Source organism: Ekhidna sp., from assembly GCF_965227465.1.
Lineage (GTDB): Bacteria > Bacteroidota > Bacteroidia > Cytophagales > Cyclobacteriaceae > Ekhidna.
Window position 1 is genome coordinate 2,375,375 of record NZ_OZ245746.1, and the last position, 15,547, is coordinate 2,390,921.

Here is a 15,547-nt window from a genome sequence, read left to right on the forward strand (position 1 = left end):
TTACCACGCCAAAGCCACGAACAAAAAATAAAAGCCTCCATTCATTATCTGGAATGTGAGAACGAAATACTACTAAGCCAAATTTTCCTAACGGAAGAGGATGAGAAACTTTATCGTTCCAACTGTAAAGAAATCCAGGCGCTAAGAAAACAGCTTACAGGTAAAGACTATTCAAAAACCCTATGATGAACACCAAATGGTATTTATCAGGGTATTCTTATTAAACAAATAAATTGAATTTCAAATGTTTGACAACATAAAAAGACTGAATGAGGAGATAGCAGAACAGCGTCAAATCATCCAGAAAATAAATACAAAATGCGATAATGAAGTGCGCACACGAACGCCAGAAGAAAAGAAACAATGGCAAGGTGCTAAAGCAAAGATTGAAGAGCTAAGTGAAGAGCTTAGAGACTTTGAAGAGGTAGAGAAGGAGAGAATAGAACGAGCCAAGAATAACGGCTTTAGTTCACCAACTGCTACCGGTAATGTTGATGACTTTAATATTATCTATACACGACAAAAGGATGATAAGAAGCCAGAAAAACGAACGCTCGGAAAGTTGCTACGATTAGCAGCCACTAAAGATCCTAAGAATCAAAATGAAGAAATGATGTTCAGGGATCTATCCACCACGACCGATAGCGAAGGGGGATATATTGTTCCATCATATACGGCTAATGAGATTTATGGAGCGTTGATGAATTATAGCTCCGTAATGCAAGCAGGTGCAACGGTTGTGGATCTCAGTAACATTGCGGCAGATACTTTTTCATGGGCGAAGGTAAACACCTTGCCAACCTTTGGATACTATGGCCAGAACGCTCAAATATCAGAGAGCGATCCGGTATTTGGTGAGGTGAAGTTCACACCCAAAAAGGGTGCGGTATTGTTCGAAGTACCTAATGAGTTACTCCAGGATGGATTGAACACAGACCAGAAGCTTGAAGAGATTTGCTTGGCTGCTGCCGGTGAAGAGATTGACAAGATTTCTTTGGTAGGTACGGGCGCAAGTAATCAGCCTACAGGTATTGTCAATCAATCCGGTATCAATACAGTAGACTTTGGCTCTGGTGCTGGTGCAGCTCCTACAGATTTCAGCGAGTTAATAGATGCCAAGTATGAGATCATGAATGCTAAAGGATCTGTTGAGAACCTATCTGCTATTCACCATCCAAGAACGTTGCGTGATTATGCAAAGCTAGTAACCGGAAACAGTGAAGGACAACCACTACAAAAGCCAGACTTTATTAGTGACGTTCAGGAGTTTGCATCGCAAGCGCTTTCAATTACTGAAACTGTAGGATCTGGAACGGCGCTATCTGAATCGGTAATGGGAGACTTTAGAAACCTACTTATCGGAATGAGATTGCAGCCTACTGTATTTACTGATCCTTATCGAAAATCAGACTATGATCAGGTAGTATTTAGAGTGACATTCCGATTGGATGTTCAGATAACTAATGCAGAACATTTCTCACTTATGAGATACATCGCATCAGCGTAATGGAGTTTGATGATAGCATAGCTATTGTCTGTATGTGTTTGGATGGTCTGGAGTCAATCAAATGCGCTCCAGTCCTTGCCAAACGCAACTTCCAAATTATAGTGAAAGGATACAAACTGTCCATCTATCGGGGGAAATTTTACAGAGTACCCCGATTGATTTTTGAGCAATTCAGTAAAGACTTTACACCAATCGCTTATGCAAGTAATAGACCTAAGTAAAGTGCCACAGGAATTATATCACACGATCAAAGAAGAACTATTTGAGGACGGTGAAACAAACGAAACAACAATGACAAAGAATAAGAAAGTATCATCTGTAGTTGCATTGAGAAACTTCCAGATCGTTAATGATGGTGAGAAGTTCTCAGTAGTACACGGTAAAAAATATAAGGTAAAGGAACTACCAGAGGGAGCTTTAGAAAGCTTCAAGAAAGACTTTGAAGAGGTTTAGGATTCTTTTAATTGTCCATTAATTGAGTTTAAGGTGTGAGGGGGATCTTTCCATTTACCCTCCACCTTTATTTTAAGAAAAAGATAATCCATGAACCTAAAAGAAAAGAAAGGCTTAGTTGATGAGGTTGTTGTCCAAAGGGCTGGAATGAAATCAGTTTGCATTGCAGAAATGTACGCACTAGGAAAGGATGAAATAAGAGCAGCGCCGGCATACTGTAAGCAGTCAATGGTACTAAATATAAAGGGAGTGACATTCAAGCTATATAAAGGCCAATGCTATTACATCCCGGAGACAGTAATAAAGGGCTTAAATAACTTCATTCCTAAACGTGAATACGAAAAGAGAATAAGATATTAATGATTAATTATTCTGTTCATTTTAATTGAGTAGTTGGTAAGGGGGAAGGGGGGAATCAGGAAACTAGGGGTAAAATCCCTCGAAACCCAATCCCCCCCTTTTCATTTGTGCGGCGTGTTTTCAGATTAAAAATTCCACCCATTATCAATTCACCGGTCAAAATTAAAGTTTAAAATTCCACCACATGAAACTATCAGCATCCACAGAAGAACGCTTAGACGCCATTAGAACCTCTTATGACATAAGTTCTACCGCGAGCAATGAATTACTAAATCTACTTGGGGATAACCTGGAGATGATGAACCAGGCACAAGAGGAGATTGAAGCCTACAGAGCGAAACATAAAAAGCTTACCGTCACCGATAGGTTTAAGCAAGAAAAGCCGCATCCTGTTATTGGTATAATAAAAGATACTCACCATCAAATATTGTGCTGCATGAAAGCTTTAGGTATCAATGAAAAGCACGAATTACAAAATGATGAAGTAGATCCATTAGATCTTATTTAAAAACCTCTAGGAAGGTTTCCCCTTGCTAAACGGTTGGAGTAAGGGGTTTTTTAAGGTTATTCAATAAAAGTCAATATATGCCATGCCACAAATAGCACGGAAAATCCCGATAGTCCCAGGTAACCCGGTAATGACTTCCTGCTCAGCTTCTTTTGAGTTTGAAACCATATCAAAAGATAAACCCGATATATCGGAGCTATATCGGAAAACATCGCAACCGGTGGCCGTTCTTGGTGGTGGCCCTTCATTACCATCAGATATGGCGCAAATCCCAGAGGACTGTCTTTTAATATCATGTAATCATCATGCATTTAGATTATGTAGTCCTGATTATATGGCATTTATTGATGATCCCGATATGATTAAAAGCATTGCCTTTCGAAGTATAACCATTAGCTGCTCATGCCCTAAAATAAGTGTTAATCTAAAATGGACGGATTACTACTGTCTAAATGAATTTCCTATTAATATACTGCATCCCCTCGGCGTATCTGATACGGGCATGTTCGGCACGTGGTTAGCTAGTTATATCACTTCCGGTCCTGTCTATCTGTGCGGTATGGATATAACAAGAAACAACGGACAAGAACATTTTTATCAATCTGATTCTAATAGTGGCTGGAAGGATGATATTCACTTAGAGTCAAAGCTTATAAAGTGGCAGCATATAATTAACTTTTGTGAGAACGTGGAACGAATTAAGGCTATTTCGGGACCCTTGCAGAAGGTGTTGAATGAGCTTCAATAGTGGCCGTTCTTTGGTTGTTTAGTATTTGATTGCTTTCCCCTTTAGCTAGTCCTAAAGAGTAGCCCATATAGAAAAAGAGTGCTACAGATATGAGCCAGAATATCACATAGAAGTAGAATCTATTTCGCCGTTGTTTCCTTTCAAGTTCGGTCATTCTTCTCGCAATAATATTATAATGAAAGATGGGATTTTGAGGAATATGTAAATTATTTTATTTTTATCTTAAATCAAACCACTAACTACAATGACAGAAGAACAAGGTGAAAAAATTATCAAGTACCTCAAAAACATCGATGGTCAGCTTGGTAGTATTTATGATGAACTAAACAGAATTTATTCTTATGCTTCCGACATAAAAAGCTCAGTATGTGATTTAGACGATATTAATAATTCAATTCAAGAGGTAAAGGATAAATTATAGTTTCAGGGTGAGTGGAGGACTTTATAACAACCATGTCGCGAAAGTATGTCGCAAAATATGTACTTTTTGAACACTTACAAGGCATGTAATGTTTATAACTCACTGTATATCAGCATATTACATATAACCATAACAGGTTCGAATCCGCTCAGCGCCTCTTTATAAGCAACCTAACAGGGTTGCTTTTTTTTGTATCAATAAGCGGATGAGAACCGTAGGTTCGAAATGGAACGAAGTGGAATTCATGAGGGGATGTGCGCATGCAGGTGCGTATGAACTAATCCGCTCAGCGCCTCTTTATAAGCAACCTAACAGGGTTGCTTTTTTTTGTATCAATAAGCGGATGAGAACCGTAGGTTCGAAATGGAACGAAGTGGAATTCATGAGGGGATGTGCGCATGCAGGTGCGTATGAACTAATCCGCTCAGCGCCTCTTTATAAGCAACCTAACAGGGTTGCTTTTTTTGTATCAATAAGCGGATGAGAACCGTAGGTTCGAAATGAAACGAAGTGGAATTCATGAGGGGATGTGCGCATGCAGGTGCGTATAAACTAATCCGCTCAGCGCCTCTTTATAAGCAACCTAACAAGGGTTGCTTTTTTTTGTATCAATAAGCGGATGAGAACCGTAGGTTCGAAATGGAACGAAGTGGAATTCATGAGGGGATGTGCGCATGCAGGTGCGTATAAACTAATCCGCTCAGCGCCTCTTTATAAGCAACCTAACAAGGGTTGCTTTTTTTTGTATCAATAAGCGGATGAGAACTGTAGGTTCGAAATGGAACGAAGTGGAATTCATGAGGGGATGTGCGCATGCATATGGATCTTACCATGACTACCCATTCCAATTCAGGGCCTACATTATTTTAGACTCTGAGTAAATATCATATCCAGCTACGGGCACGCTGCTGATGTTATTTGTATCGTCGATGTATTTTTCAAGATCAGTTCTTTCTGACAAATAAACGGGTCTGTAATCTTTTTCTGATTCATCCCAGAGAACAACCAGGTAATTATATCGGATCTTACTGGCTCTCCCCTGAACTAGCCATTCATCAAAACGTGATTCATCCAGTGGAATAGGAAATTTTAGATTTTCAAACATGGTATTACTAGTACATAAAAAGACCCATCCGGTTTTCCAGATGGGTCTTATCAAAATTAAAATGTCAGTATCACATTACTCCTGCGTCATTTCCGTATCTATCTACCAGGACAGGATCACCAGGACCTTCCACTCTTAGTCGCTCAAGCTGAGTGGCTTTATCACCTACAATAACAAAAATATAGTTGGTTAGATCAAAATACTCATCTGCTGTAGCTTGAATACTCTCTACCGTTGAGTTTGTAACTGTTTTTTGTTCCTGATTAATATAGTCCTGAGGAAGTCCATATGTGCTAATATTTTGTAATATGCCTAAGAGATTAAACAACGTCTCAAAGTTCCTTGCGTTTTCCTTAATCATTGATGTTTGAGTTTTATTCAGATCTTCTTCTGAATAAGTATCCCCATAGTTTCCAATGACATCTTTAAAAGTATCCAATGCATCCTTAGTAGTGGAAGACTTTACACTTGAAAAAGCAGTGAATGTACTTGGAGCCATCACATTACGACCTGGAAATGAATAGGCTCCATAAGTAAACTGCTTTTCTTCTCGCAGCACCTGGAATAGCCTACCTGAAGACCCATCGCCAAGACGGTCATTCGCCACCATAATTTCATTGTATGCCGGATCGTCCGAAGAAACTGTTAAACGTCCAATACGAATAACAGACTGTTTAGCATCCGGAACATCAACAAAATACACTTCTGGGTTATCAGGAACAGCAGGCACTTCGTATACCGGCATATAAATCTCTTTCACTGTCCATTCAGTTTTCAGCCTCCCTAACGCATCGATCGCTCGTTGTTGAGAAACATTCCCTGCAACATGATAATTAGTCACATTTGGAGCAAAGTTCGTGTTATAAAAATCCTTTAAATCATCAATCGTAATTCCCTTTACATGATCTTCATATCCTATAGCCGGGTGACCCAGGATATGATTTTCACCATAGAGTTTTTTATTCATTACTACAGTAGCAATAGAATTAGGATTTGTTTCTCTCTGCTTAATTGTTTGCAGCGTTTGATTAACAATCCTCTCAAACTCCTTTTCATCCCATCGTGGCTCAAGGAGTATTTCTTGAACAAGTTCCATTGTTGCCTCAAAATTTCGTGAAAGACAGTTTCCAGATACCTGGATGTACTCGTTTGATGTGAACATATTCAGGTTAGCCCCCAATTGTCCGATCGCATCTTCAAGCTCTTCAGGTGTTTTGTTTGCCGTTCCCTCCATCATAATATCAGTCATCAGGTTAGCGACTCCTATTTTATTAATATCATCAAGGTAATGACCTCCCATTATTCTCATTGAAAAATTAACAAGTGGTAGTTCGTTAGCTTCAACACCATAAACATCGATCCCATTAGCCGTTTGAGATGTCCATATCGTAGGTGGAGTGACCAAAGGTTTTTCACCAAATTCAGGTTCCTTCGTACGATCAAAAGATGATTCCGTTTTCACAATGATAAAGTCACCTTCTTCTTCGATTACTTCACTTTGCCCAAACTCATTGATCCCCTCTTCTCTAATATCTGCTGCAACAGCGCCATCCATAGCAAGGTCTGCCGATCCTTTAGGTACAAAGTTGGTCACCACATGATTTTTATTGTTGATATACTTTCTAAAGACCCTCATCACATCATCTTGAGTAACTGCCTTTATATTAGCTATGTCTTGTTCAATAAAGCCAGGATCTCCAGCATATTCATTATAGCTAGCCAACTGAAAAGCCTTTCCAAGCACACTACTTATTCCATTGTAAAAATTGGTTTCAAGACCAGCCTTAATTCGTTCAAGGTCCTTAATATCAAACCCATTCTTATCAAAATCTGCTAATGATTGGTTTATCACAGATCTAACTGAATCTAAATCAGTACCAGCATTAGCTCTCACTCTAATGGTAAAGGTTCCTGCTAATTCGTTCGAACTGTTGTAAGATGATACACCTGGGGCCACTTTAGCCTCTTCCACAACTGCTTTATATAATGGAGCTCTCTTTCCATCGGATAGAATTTGACCCAACGCATCCAATGCCCACTGATCTTGATGATATTGCTCAACAGAAGGAAATGTCATTCTTAATTCCGGAAGTTGTGCGAAATTATCTTCGTAGTAAAAAACCTTAGTCTCATTCAGGGCAACAGGTTGAGGATCCATTGGAGTATCTATTCCACGAGATGGGATTTCACCAAAATATTTTTCCACCATCTGTTTTACACCCTCCTTATCAATGTCACCAGCAATTACTAAGGTCGCGTTATTCGGTCCATACCACTGCTGATAGAATTCTTTCACATCATCGAGAGTAGCATTTTGAAGGTCCTCTAGCTCGCCTATAACAGTCCAGTTATAAGGATGTCCTTCTGGGTAAATTGCTTTCAATATTACACTTTGCGTATGACCATATGGCTGATTATCAACCCTTTGTCTTTTTTCGTTTTGAACAACTGGTTTTTCACCTTCCAAACTTGCTAAAGAGACAGCATTTATGAAGAATCCCATTCTGTCAGATTCCATCCACAGAACTTTCTCTAGAGCATCTTTAGGTACCACTTCGAAATAGATGGTTCCATCTGTCCAGGTTCCTCCATTGAAGGTCCCTCCCCATTCGTTAATGTTCTTGAAGAATCCGCCATCAGGTACATTCTCGGAACGTTGAAATAACATGTGCTCAAAGTAGTGGGCAAATCCTGTTCTTCCTGGTTTCTCTCTATTTGATCCTACATGGACAAGGATAGATACCGCTACGATGGGATCTGATTTATCTTCATGAAGAACAACCTCTAACCCATTATCTAGTGTAAATTTTTCATAATCAACTGATAGCTCATCTGCGCTACTTCCGTCACCGGTACAAGCAGTAGTGCAAACCATCAACGCTAACATTATTATCGATAGGTTCTTAAATTTTTTCATTTCTTATTTTATAGATTTTACACACGCTATTTACTTAAAGTTAAAGGCTTGAAGAAGTATTTTAATATAAATGGCGCTGACATAGATATCAATGGTTGATAATCATTAGGTTCAAAATTGAAAACCTCAGCTAGAGGGTTTACTTTTGCACCTCAAAATCAAAGCAAGATCACATGTCAACAAAAATTGGTATTAACGGATTTGGACGCATCGGACGACTTAGCTTCCGAGCTCTCCTTGAAAAGGATAACGTAGAAGTAGTAGCGATAAATGACCTAACAGATACTCATACGCTAGCTCACCTTTTAAAATATGATTCTAACCATGGAAGATTTCCTGGTACTGTAGAAGCGGATGATAATCATATCATCGTAAATGGAAAAGCTATTCCTGTTACAGCAGAGCGTGATCCTAAAAACCTTCCCTGGGGTAAAATTGGTGTAGAAATCGTACTTGAGTCTACCGGATTTTTCGTTGACGAAGCTGGAGCCGGAGGCCACTTAACCGCCGGAGCTAAAAAGGTTGTAATCTCTGCACCAGCAAAAGGAAATATTCCTACTGTTGTGCTTGGAGTAAATGAAGACACGCTAACTGGAGATGAGACAATCCTTTCAAATGCTTCTTGTACCACCAACTGCTTAGCTCCAATGGCTAAAGTACTTGATGATGCGTTCGGGATCGAGAAAGGCTATATCACCACCGTCCATGCTTATACTTCCGATCAGAATATTCAGGATGCACCTCACAAGGATTTGCGAAGGGCGAGAGCTGCAGCCTTGTCAATCATTCCTACTTCTACAGGAGCTGCAAAAGCTGTTGGATTAGTACTTCCACACCTTAATGGTAAGCTTGATGGTATTGCCATGAGAGTCCCTACTCCTACTGGTTCATTGACCGACCTTACAGTTGTGGTTAAGAAAGAGGTAACGGCTGAGCAAGTGAATGCTGCAATGAAAGCTGCTGCGACAGGACCAATGAAAGGAATTCTTGAATACACCGAAGATCCCATCGTATCCATTGATATCGTTGGAAACCCTCATTCAAACATCTTCGATGCAAAGCTTACTTCTTGCCAGGGCACGTTGGTAAAAGTGGTGGGATGGTATGATAACGAGGCTGGATATTCCGCAAGAACTGCTGACTTAATCAGCAAGATTGCTTAATTCTGGTTTACTAGAAAATAAAAAGGGAGCATATGCTCCCTTTTTTTATGCGTATAAAATCTTAGATCAGGCAATGTTGGTATACACAGCCTGAACATCATCGTCATCTTCAATCTTGTCTAGCATCTTTTCGATCTCCTCTAGTTGTTCATCACTAAATTCAACCGGATTATTTGAGATTCGCTTTAGATTAGCCTTTTTCACTTCAATATCCAGATCTTCCAGAACCTTACTCATCTCACCAAACTGGGTATAATCTGCATACGCGTAGATCATTCCTTCATTTTCCTCAATTTCCTCTAATCCACCATCGATTAGTGAAAGCTCGAGTTCTTCAATATCCATACCCTCAGTTTTTTCAAATTCGAAAGCGGCTTTTCTGTCAAACATGAACTCTAGTGATCCGTTCGGAACAAAACTTCCTCCTGCCTTATTAAAATAGGATTTGACGTTTGCTACCGTTCTTGTGGTGTTATCAGTAGCACACTCGACAAAAACAAGAACTCCATGGGGACCTTTACCCTCATACGTCACCTCAGAAATTTCATCAATGTCCTTCCCTGCTGCCCTTTTGATCGCATTTTCTATGTTATCCTTAGGCATATTTTCTGCCTTAGCATTTTGAATAGCAGTTCGGAGCTTGGGATTCATTTCAGGATCCATTCCTCCATCACGTGCTGCCACGGTAATAGCTTTAGCCAGCTTAGGGAATACTTTACTCATTTTATCCCAGCGCTTTTCTTTGGCAGCTCTTCTATATTCAAATGCTCTTCCCATGATTATTAAATTTTAGTGCAAATAAAGCCGAAGGTATAATGAAAATCAAGAATCAGCCTCGCTTCCACATTACGTTAAAAACGACTCCTGTTAGAACCAATGCCATACCCCCATAGGTCACCAAATTGTAGGTCTCATCAAAAAGGAAAAAACCGAATGCTAGTGAATAAATGATCCCGATGTAGGTAAGAATGGACACCTTATTGAGCTCCTCTTTTTGATAGGCTTTCGTCATCAGAAATTGAGCAATTTGAGTGGTTATACCAACAAGTATCAGGAATATCCAATCCATTCCGGTTGGCTGAACCCAAATAAACAATGACCATATACCCGAAATTGGTAACATGATTAGCGGGAAATAGAAAATGATAACTAAAGGGTGCTCACTGGTTTTCAATTTTCTAATGAAGTTATAAGCCAAACCCATAAAAAGTGAGGCGGTAATGCCCATAACCAGGTGCCAAAAGGTAATCCGGGGGTCAAATCCCTGGATAACTAAAATTCCTGCAAAGCTAGTTGCAAAAAACAACCATTGAATTTTTTTGACTTTTTCCCCAACTAGAAAAATACCCAGAACAGCGGTGAAAATTGGAGCTAAATATTGCAATGTTGATGCTGTTGCTAAAGGGATTTGTTGCAATAAGCTAAAGTAAATAACCAACGCTATTGCCCCGGCCACACCACGACCAATTAAAACAGCTTTGTTGTTACCCCAGATATTTACTCTCTGACGGGTTAGGAAAAACAGACTGATGGCTAGTGAGATGACTGAGCGAAAAAGGATGATCTCGATAGCCGGAATGTGTGGCAGATACTTCACACAGACTTTCATAAGTGTAAAAGTAAATGAAGCAAAAAGCATGTATTTAACTCCTGAACTCAATGCATCAAGAAGTTATAATTCCATCTTTTATTTCAAGTTTTCTATCAGCCATACCTGCCAATTCCATATTGTGGGTTACGATGACAAAGGTCTGACCAATTTTTTCCCTAAGATCAAAAAATAGTTGGTGTAGATCATCTGCACTTTGAGAATCCAGATTACCGCTTGGTTCGTCAGCAAAAACGATCGAAGGAGCATTGATAAGAGCCCTTGCTACAGAAACACGTTGTTGTTCGCCCCCAGATAATTCAGATGGCTTATGCTCTTTCCTCCCCTTAAGCCCTAAAATATCCAATAGTTCCTGTGCCCTTTTTTGTGGATTCTTTGTTCCTTTTATGAAAGCCGGAATGCAAATGTTTTCAAGCGCTGTAAACTCTGGAAACAAATTATGAAATTGAAAAATAAAACCAATTTCCTCATTTCTAAACTGCGCCAATTTTTTCTGGTTTAAGGAAGAAACCTGTGTATTATTTAGTGTCAGACTTCCGGAATCAGGGCTATCCAATGTACCAAGGATGTGAAGTAATGTGCTTTTTCCAGCTCCGGATGCTCCCACAATACTCACAATCTCCTCTTTCGCTATCTGCAGTTCAATTCCTTTGAGTACCTGTAAGTCGTTATAGGATTTATGAATATTCTCCGCTTTCAGCATGGCGGCAAAGATATGATTATACTCCAGAAAAACGTTAACAGAAGAGTTCCATACTTGATTATCCGTCACCAATGATTTAGCTTCGCAGAAAATTTAAACCAATGAACATTCACGAATACCAAGCCAAAGAAATTCTTAAATCTTACGGAGTAACTATTCAGGAAGGTGTAGTTGCAGATACACCTGATAAAGCTGTTGAAGCTGCCAAGGAATTGAACAGGGAGACCGGAACAGAATGGTATGTAATCAAAGCTCAGATTCATGCCGGAGGCCGGGGAAAAGGTAAAGTAAACGAGACCGGGTCTAATGGAGTGGTGTTAGCGAAAAGTCTTGAGGAGGTGGCTCCAAAAGCAAAAGATATTCTGGGAGGTACATTGGTTACACATCAGACTGGTGCAGAAGGAAAAAAAGTAAACAAGGTACTAATTGCACAAGATGTTTATTACCCTGGAGAGTCTGATCCAAAAGAATATTATTTATCAATTCTACTAGATCGAGGCACAGGGAAAAACGTGATCATGGCATCTACTGAAGGGGGTATGGATATCGAAACAGTAGCGGAAGAGACGCCTGATAAAATCGTTAAAGAATGGATTGATCCAGCTGTAGGGCTTCAAGGATTCCAGGCTCGAAAAGTTGCCTTTGCTCTTGGATTGGAAGGTGATGCTTTTAAAGGGATGGTAAAGTTCATCTTCGCTCTTTATAAGGCATATGAGGGAACTGATGCTTCGCAATTTGAAATAAACCCTGTACTAAAAACATCTGATAACAAAATTCTTGCTGTAGATGCTAAAGTGAATATTGACGATAATGCACTTTACCGTCACAAAAACATAGCGGAACTCAGAGACTTATCAGAGGAAGATCCTTTGGAAGTAGAAGCTGGAAAATCAGGACTTAACTATGTGAAGCTAGATGGAAATGTAGGATGTATGGTAAATGGCGCAGGCCTTGCGATGGCCACCATGGATATCATCAAACTTTCTGGGGGTGAGCCAGCAAACTTCCTGGATGTAGGAGGTGGCGCAAACGCACAGACGGTTGAAGCAGGCTTCAGAATCATCTTGAAAGATCCGAACGTTAAAGCAATTCTCATCAATATATTTGGAGGTATTGTACGTTGCGATAGAGTTGCCAATGGTGTGGTGGAAGCTTACAAGAATATTGGAGATATCACAGTACCAATCATTGTAAGGCTTCAGGGAACCAATGCCGAGGAAGGGGCAAAAATCATTGAAGATTCTGGTTTAAAGGTGACTTCAGCAATCGTGTTAAAGGATGCTGCCGATAAGGTAAAAGAGGTCCTTTCATAACATTTCCTGTCTCTGCCCTTTAGGGGTCAATAAATAAAAGCTTGCCATAGTTGTAAATCACTCAACTATGGCTTTTTTACGTTTATTCCTTTTAGCTACTATTTTAATAAGTTGTGTCGAAGATTCACCTCGCCCTGAAAGCAGGTCTCAACTTTTTTCAGGGACTGATGAATTTGGTAAAACCTGGCAAATCGAAGAGATTGAAATTGAACTGGGCACACTTGTCCCCCGCTCTTGTCTCACTGACAACTTTATAACCTACTATCTAAACGGAACCTATGAGATCAATGAAGGTGCCTCAAAATGTAATCCTTCTGATCCTCCGGGAGTAATGGGAAAATGGTACCTGGATCGACTAGAAACTCGGTTGTTTGTAGAAATCGGTGACAGCATCCAAAGCTGGGAAATTGAAGAAACCAAGGAAACTTCTCACCGTATCTCATCCAACTTTATTGAAGGTTATCGAACCTATTCCCTTCATTTATCGAGATAATTGACCTATTCAAAGAATCAATTGGGGGTATCTAAGAAAATAATGGCCTTAAAAGTGACAACAAACACAAATCAATTATGAGTTACGTTAGATTTTTCCTATCCATATTGACGGTGATTGTTTTGCTTGTCTTACTTAGCTAAGAATTAAAAAAAATCGCAATAATCACTGCTAATGAAAAAAGCCCTGACGAAAACATCGTCAGGGCTTTTGTTTTTGGTACACTCGTAAGGATTACTCATACACACTTCCATAGGCTAAATCCCTCGTGAATTCGCTTCGCTTCATTTCGAACCAAGGTGCTCATCCTTCCTGTTTCTACATTTTTTTTTGAAAAATGGATATAAAAAAACACCTACGATAATAGGTGTTTGGTGTGCACTCGGAAGGATTACTCATACACACTTCCATACGCTAAACCCCTCGTGAATTCGCTTCGCTTCATTTCAAACCAAGGTTCTCATCCTTCCTGTTTCTACTTTTTTTTTGAAAAATGGATATAAAAAAACACCTACGATAATAGGTGTTTGATGTGCACTCGGAAGGATTACTCATACACACTTCCATACGCTAAACCCCTCGTGAATTCGCTTCGCTTCATTTCGAACCAAGGTTCTCATCCTTCCTGTTTCTACATTTTTTTTGAAAAATGGATATAAAAAAACACCTACGATAATAGGTGTTTGATGTGCACTCGGAAGGATTCGAACCCTCAACCCCCAGAGCCGAAATCTGGTATTCTATCCAGTTGAACTACGAGTGCAGAAATAGGGATCGCAAATATAGAATTCTATGGGTTAAAACGAAATCTTATCTATCGAACTCAGGCTCATGGAAGCTGTTTTTCCTTCCTTATCCTTCCCTTCTATCTTCACGAGATTCATTTCCACCTCCAATTTGTCATTATTGTTTTTAACCAGAATTATGCGGTATGTGGTAATTCCTTTTTTCTTGCCTATGGTTTCCTTAAATGAGATTCGCTTTACCTTATCTACACTTATTTTTTCTTTCTTACCTCTTATAGAATAGTTGATCGAATTTGGAGAGCCCATTTCTTCTGTCTGATAAATCATGACATCTGTTAGCACGATCTGATCTCCATTCTTCTTCGCAATCGTAATTGGTGATTGAGTAAGAGATAATAATAAGGTGATTAATAACATATTCATGGATAAATACAATTCTAAATATGTAAGTTACAAAAAATGAAATCCATTGTACAGTTTAGCGTGTTATATTTAACCCCAAAAAAAGAATGGAAGGAAACGAACCAACAAAATTTTCTGAGTGGTGGGACACACTAACAATATCTGATGCCTCTAATGTTTTTCTGATAATTGTGTTTTCTATCTCGATTATCTGGTTGGTGATCCGAACCTTTAGAAATAAGCCTTCTGCTTAGAGCTTTGCCGAGCAATTACTACAAAAAATTGCCTCTTTATCGTGTCCCTTTTTACCACAAGCTGCACATTGCCTTTTTGAGGATTCAGCATTTTTCTGATTTTTTTCTGCTTGCGCGATTTCAGTTGTCACAATTCCGGTTGGTACAGCAATTATCGCATAACCCATGAGCATCAATACTGATGCAAATGCCTGTCCTGTTATCGTTTGTGGAGCAATGTCACCATATCCAACCGTTGTTATCGTTACGATTGCCCAATAGATACTTCTTGGAATACTCGTAAATCCACTCTCACCTCCCTCTATCATATACATGAGCGTGCCCATGATCATGGCTAATGTGAATACCGCCCCTAAAAAAACAAAAATTTTGTAGCGACTAGCAGCAAGGGCATTGGACAGAACTGAGGCTTCTCTTAAATATCTACCCAACTTTAGTATTCTGAAAATACGCAACAATCGTAGTGATCTTATGACCACCAGATAGCTACCCCCGGCCATAAATAACGTGAGATATGTGGGCAGGGTCGCTAATAAGTCGACAATTCCAAAAAAACTAAAAGCATATTTTTTAGGTTCTGCCGTAATAAATATTCTGAGCAGGTATTCAATGGTGAAGAGAATTGTAAAAAACCACTCAGATATGAAGAATAGTGAGTCATATGCTTCACGAATTTCTTTCACACTCTCCAGCATGACACTCAAAACACTTAATAAAATGGCCCAAAGTAGGATAATATCAAAAAGCTTCCCAGTCCTTGTTTCTGTACCAAAGACGACAACAAAGAGCTTTTGTCTGAGATGTGGGAAGTGTTTAAACTGTGGCTGAGACATAATTTTGAATAT

18 protein-coding genes and 1 tRNA gene are annotated in these 15,547 nt (G+C 39.4%); 11 read left to right on the forward strand and 8 right to left on the reverse strand.

All coding sequences use genetic code 11. From position 1 onward, the window contains the following. The first annotated feature begins 244 nt into the window (after positions 1-244). The 7 genes from ACO05G_RS10440 (at position 245) to ACO05G_RS10470 (ending at position 4,481) form a co-directional block, all read left to right on the forward strand. The gene (locus tag ACO05G_RS10440) at positions 245-1,507 is read left to right on the forward strand and encodes a phage major capsid protein (RefSeq protein WP_421762733.1); all 1,263 of its coding nucleotides are present in this window, start codon (positions 245-247) and stop codon (positions 1,505-1,507) included. A 198-nt stretch (positions 1,508-1,705) separates the two neighbouring features. After that, a complete protein-coding gene (locus tag ACO05G_RS10445) occupies positions 1,706-1,960 on the forward strand; it encodes a hypothetical protein (RefSeq protein ID WP_421762734.1) in 255 nt (84 codons plus the stop codon). A 90-nt stretch (positions 1,961-2,050) separates the two neighbouring features. Further along, positions 2,051-2,320, forward strand: a complete 270-nt coding sequence (locus ACO05G_RS10450; RefSeq protein WP_421762735.1) for a hypothetical protein — start codon at positions 2,051-2,053, stop codon at positions 2,318-2,320. A gap of 184 nt (positions 2,321-2,504) precedes the next feature. Beyond that, positions 2,505-2,828: a hypothetical protein gene (locus tag ACO05G_RS10455; protein WP_421762736.1), complete on the forward strand. Its 324-nt coding sequence runs from the start codon at positions 2,505-2,507 to the stop codon at positions 2,826-2,828. Positions 2,829-2,910: 82 nt separating this feature from the next. Beyond that, positions 2,911-3,576: a hypothetical protein gene (locus ACO05G_RS10460; RefSeq protein WP_421762737.1), complete on the forward strand. Its 666-nt coding sequence runs from the start codon at positions 2,911-2,913 to the stop codon at positions 3,574-3,576. 244 nt (positions 3,577-3,820) lie between these two features. After that, the gene (locus ACO05G_RS10465; RefSeq protein WP_421762738.1) at positions 3,821-3,997 is read left to right on the forward strand and encodes a hypothetical protein; all 177 of its coding nucleotides are present in this window, start codon (positions 3,821-3,823) and stop codon (positions 3,995-3,997) included. 205 nt (positions 3,998-4,202) lie between these two features. After that, complete coding sequence (locus ACO05G_RS10470; RefSeq protein ID WP_421762739.1) at positions 4,203-4,481, forward strand: hypothetical protein; 279 nt, start codon at positions 4,203-4,205, stop codon at positions 4,479-4,481. Between the two features lie 372 nt (positions 4,482-4,853). Here ACO05G_RS10470 and ACO05G_RS10475 read toward each other — a convergent pair whose 3' ends face one another. Beyond that, entirely contained in the window at positions 4,854-5,156 is a 303-nt protein-coding gene (locus ACO05G_RS10475; RefSeq protein ID WP_421762740.1) for a hypothetical protein, read from the reverse strand. A 16-nt stretch (positions 5,157-5,172) separates the two neighbouring features. Continuing rightward, positions 5,173-8,019: a M16 family metallopeptidase gene (locus tag ACO05G_RS10480; RefSeq protein WP_421762741.1), complete on the reverse strand. Its 2,847-nt coding sequence runs from the start codon at positions 8,017-8,019 to the stop codon at positions 5,173-5,175. Positions 8,020-8,192: 173 nt separating this feature from the next. On the opposite strand from ACO05G_RS10480, the gene gap reads away from it, so the two are divergent. Then, complete coding sequence (gene gap, locus ACO05G_RS10485) at positions 8,193-9,182, forward strand: type I glyceraldehyde-3-phosphate dehydrogenase (RefSeq protein ID WP_421762742.1); 990 nt, start codon at positions 8,193-8,195, stop codon at positions 9,180-9,182. A 66-nt stretch (positions 9,183-9,248) separates the two neighbouring features. Here gap and ACO05G_RS10490 read toward each other — a convergent pair whose 3' ends face one another. Genes ACO05G_RS10490 through ACO05G_RS10500 form a run of 3 tightly spaced genes read right to left on the reverse strand, consistent with a single transcriptional unit; the run spans position 9,249 to position 11,494 of the window. Continuing rightward, positions 9,249-9,959 (reverse strand): YebC/PmpR family DNA-binding transcriptional regulator, encoded by a 711-nt coding sequence (locus ACO05G_RS10490; protein WP_421762743.1) that lies wholly within the window; start codon positions 9,957-9,959, stop codon positions 9,249-9,251. A 52-nt stretch (positions 9,960-10,011) separates the two neighbouring features. After that, a complete protein-coding gene (locus tag ACO05G_RS10495; protein WP_421762744.1) occupies positions 10,012-10,842 on the reverse strand; it encodes a DMT family transporter in 831 nt (276 codons plus the stop codon). Between the two features lie 4 nt (positions 10,843-10,846). After that, on the reverse strand, positions 10,847-11,494 hold the full coding sequence (locus ACO05G_RS10500; RefSeq protein WP_421765713.1) for an ABC transporter ATP-binding protein: 648 nt from the start codon (positions 11,492-11,494) through the stop codon (positions 10,847-10,849). Positions 11,495-11,595: 101 nt separating this feature from the next. Between ACO05G_RS10500 and sucC the strand changes: the two genes are divergently transcribed. Further along, complete coding sequence (gene sucC / locus ACO05G_RS10505) at positions 11,596-12,807, forward strand: ADP-forming succinate--CoA ligase subunit beta (RefSeq protein WP_348284192.1); 1,212 nt, start codon at positions 11,596-11,598, stop codon at positions 12,805-12,807. A 67-nt stretch (positions 12,808-12,874) separates the two neighbouring features. Beyond that, complete coding sequence (locus ACO05G_RS10510; RefSeq protein WP_421762745.1) at positions 12,875-13,300, forward strand: hypothetical protein; 426 nt, start codon at positions 12,875-12,877, stop codon at positions 13,298-13,300. Positions 13,301-13,989: 689 nt separating this feature from the next. Here the strand turns inward: ACO05G_RS10510 and ACO05G_RS10515 are convergent. Together ACO05G_RS10515 and ACO05G_RS10520 are read right to left on the reverse strand one after the other, a co-directional pair. Continuing rightward, positions 13,990-14,063, reverse strand: a tRNA-Arg gene (locus tag ACO05G_RS10515). 34 nt (positions 14,064-14,097) lie between these two features. Further along, the gene (locus ACO05G_RS10520) at positions 14,098-14,469 is read right to left on the reverse strand and encodes a hypothetical protein (RefSeq protein ID WP_421762746.1); all 372 of its coding nucleotides are present in this window, start codon (positions 14,467-14,469) and stop codon (positions 14,098-14,100) included. 86 nt (positions 14,470-14,555) lie between these two features. Between ACO05G_RS10520 and ACO05G_RS10525 the strand changes: the two genes are divergently transcribed. Next, positions 14,556-14,702 (forward strand): hypothetical protein, encoded by a 147-nt coding sequence (locus tag ACO05G_RS10525; protein WP_421762747.1) that lies wholly within the window; start codon positions 14,556-14,558, stop codon positions 14,700-14,702. Here the strand turns inward: ACO05G_RS10525 and ACO05G_RS10530 are convergent. After that, entirely contained in the window at positions 14,699-15,535 is an 837-nt protein-coding gene (locus ACO05G_RS10530; RefSeq protein ID WP_421762748.1) for an ion transporter, read from the reverse strand. The genes ACO05G_RS10525 and ACO05G_RS10530 overlap by 4 nt on opposite strands. Positions 15,536-15,547: the final 12 nt, after the last annotated feature.

Coding starts and splice junctions, on each gene's coding strand:
- ACO05G_RS10525 (WP_421762747.1), top strand. CDS start 14,556: ATGGAAGGAAACGAACCAACAAAATTTTCTGAGTGGTGGGACACACTA.
- ACO05G_RS10480 (WP_421762741.1), bottom strand. CDS start 8,019: ATGAAAAAATTTAAGAACCTATCGATAATAATGTTAGCGTTGATGGTT.
- ACO05G_RS10500 (WP_421765713.1), bottom strand. CDS start 11,494: ATGCTGAAAGCGGAGAATATTCATAAATCCTATAACGACTTACAGGTA.
- ACO05G_RS10440 (WP_421762733.1), top strand. CDS start 245: ATGTTTGACAACATAAAAAGACTGAATGAGGAGATAGCAGAACAGCGT.
- ACO05G_RS10465 (WP_421762738.1), top strand. CDS start 3,821: ATGACAGAAGAACAAGGTGAAAAAATTATCAAGTACCTCAAAAACATC.
- ACO05G_RS10470 (WP_421762739.1), top strand. CDS start 4,203: ATGAGAACCGTAGGTTCGAAATGGAACGAAGTGGAATTCATGAGGGGA.
- ACO05G_RS10520 (WP_421762746.1), bottom strand. CDS start 14,469: ATGAATATGTTATTAATCACCTTATTATTATCTCTTACTCAATCACCA.
- ACO05G_RS10460 (WP_421762737.1), top strand. CDS start 2,911: ATGCCACAAATAGCACGGAAAATCCCGATAGTCCCAGGTAACCCGGTA.
- gap (WP_421762742.1), top strand. CDS start 8,193: ATGTCAACAAAAATTGGTATTAACGGATTTGGACGCATCGGACGACTT.
- ACO05G_RS10510 (WP_421762745.1), top strand. CDS start 12,875: ATGGCTTTTTTACGTTTATTCCTTTTAGCTACTATTTTAATAAGTTGT.
- ACO05G_RS10445 (WP_421762734.1), top strand. CDS start 1,706: ATGCAAGTAATAGACCTAAGTAAAGTGCCACAGGAATTATATCACACG.
- ACO05G_RS10530 (WP_421762748.1), bottom strand. CDS start 15,535: ATGTCTCAGCCACAGTTTAAACACTTCCCACATCTCAGACAAAAGCTC.
- ACO05G_RS10450 (WP_421762735.1), top strand. CDS start 2,051: ATGAACCTAAAAGAAAAGAAAGGCTTAGTTGATGAGGTTGTTGTCCAA.
- sucC (WP_348284192.1), top strand. CDS start 11,596: ATGAACATTCACGAATACCAAGCCAAAGAAATTCTTAAATCTTACGGA.
- ACO05G_RS10455 (WP_421762736.1), top strand. CDS start 2,505: ATGAAACTATCAGCATCCACAGAAGAACGCTTAGACGCCATTAGAACC.
- ACO05G_RS10490 (WP_421762743.1), bottom strand. CDS start 9,959: ATGGGAAGAGCATTTGAATATAGAAGAGCTGCCAAAGAAAAGCGCTGG.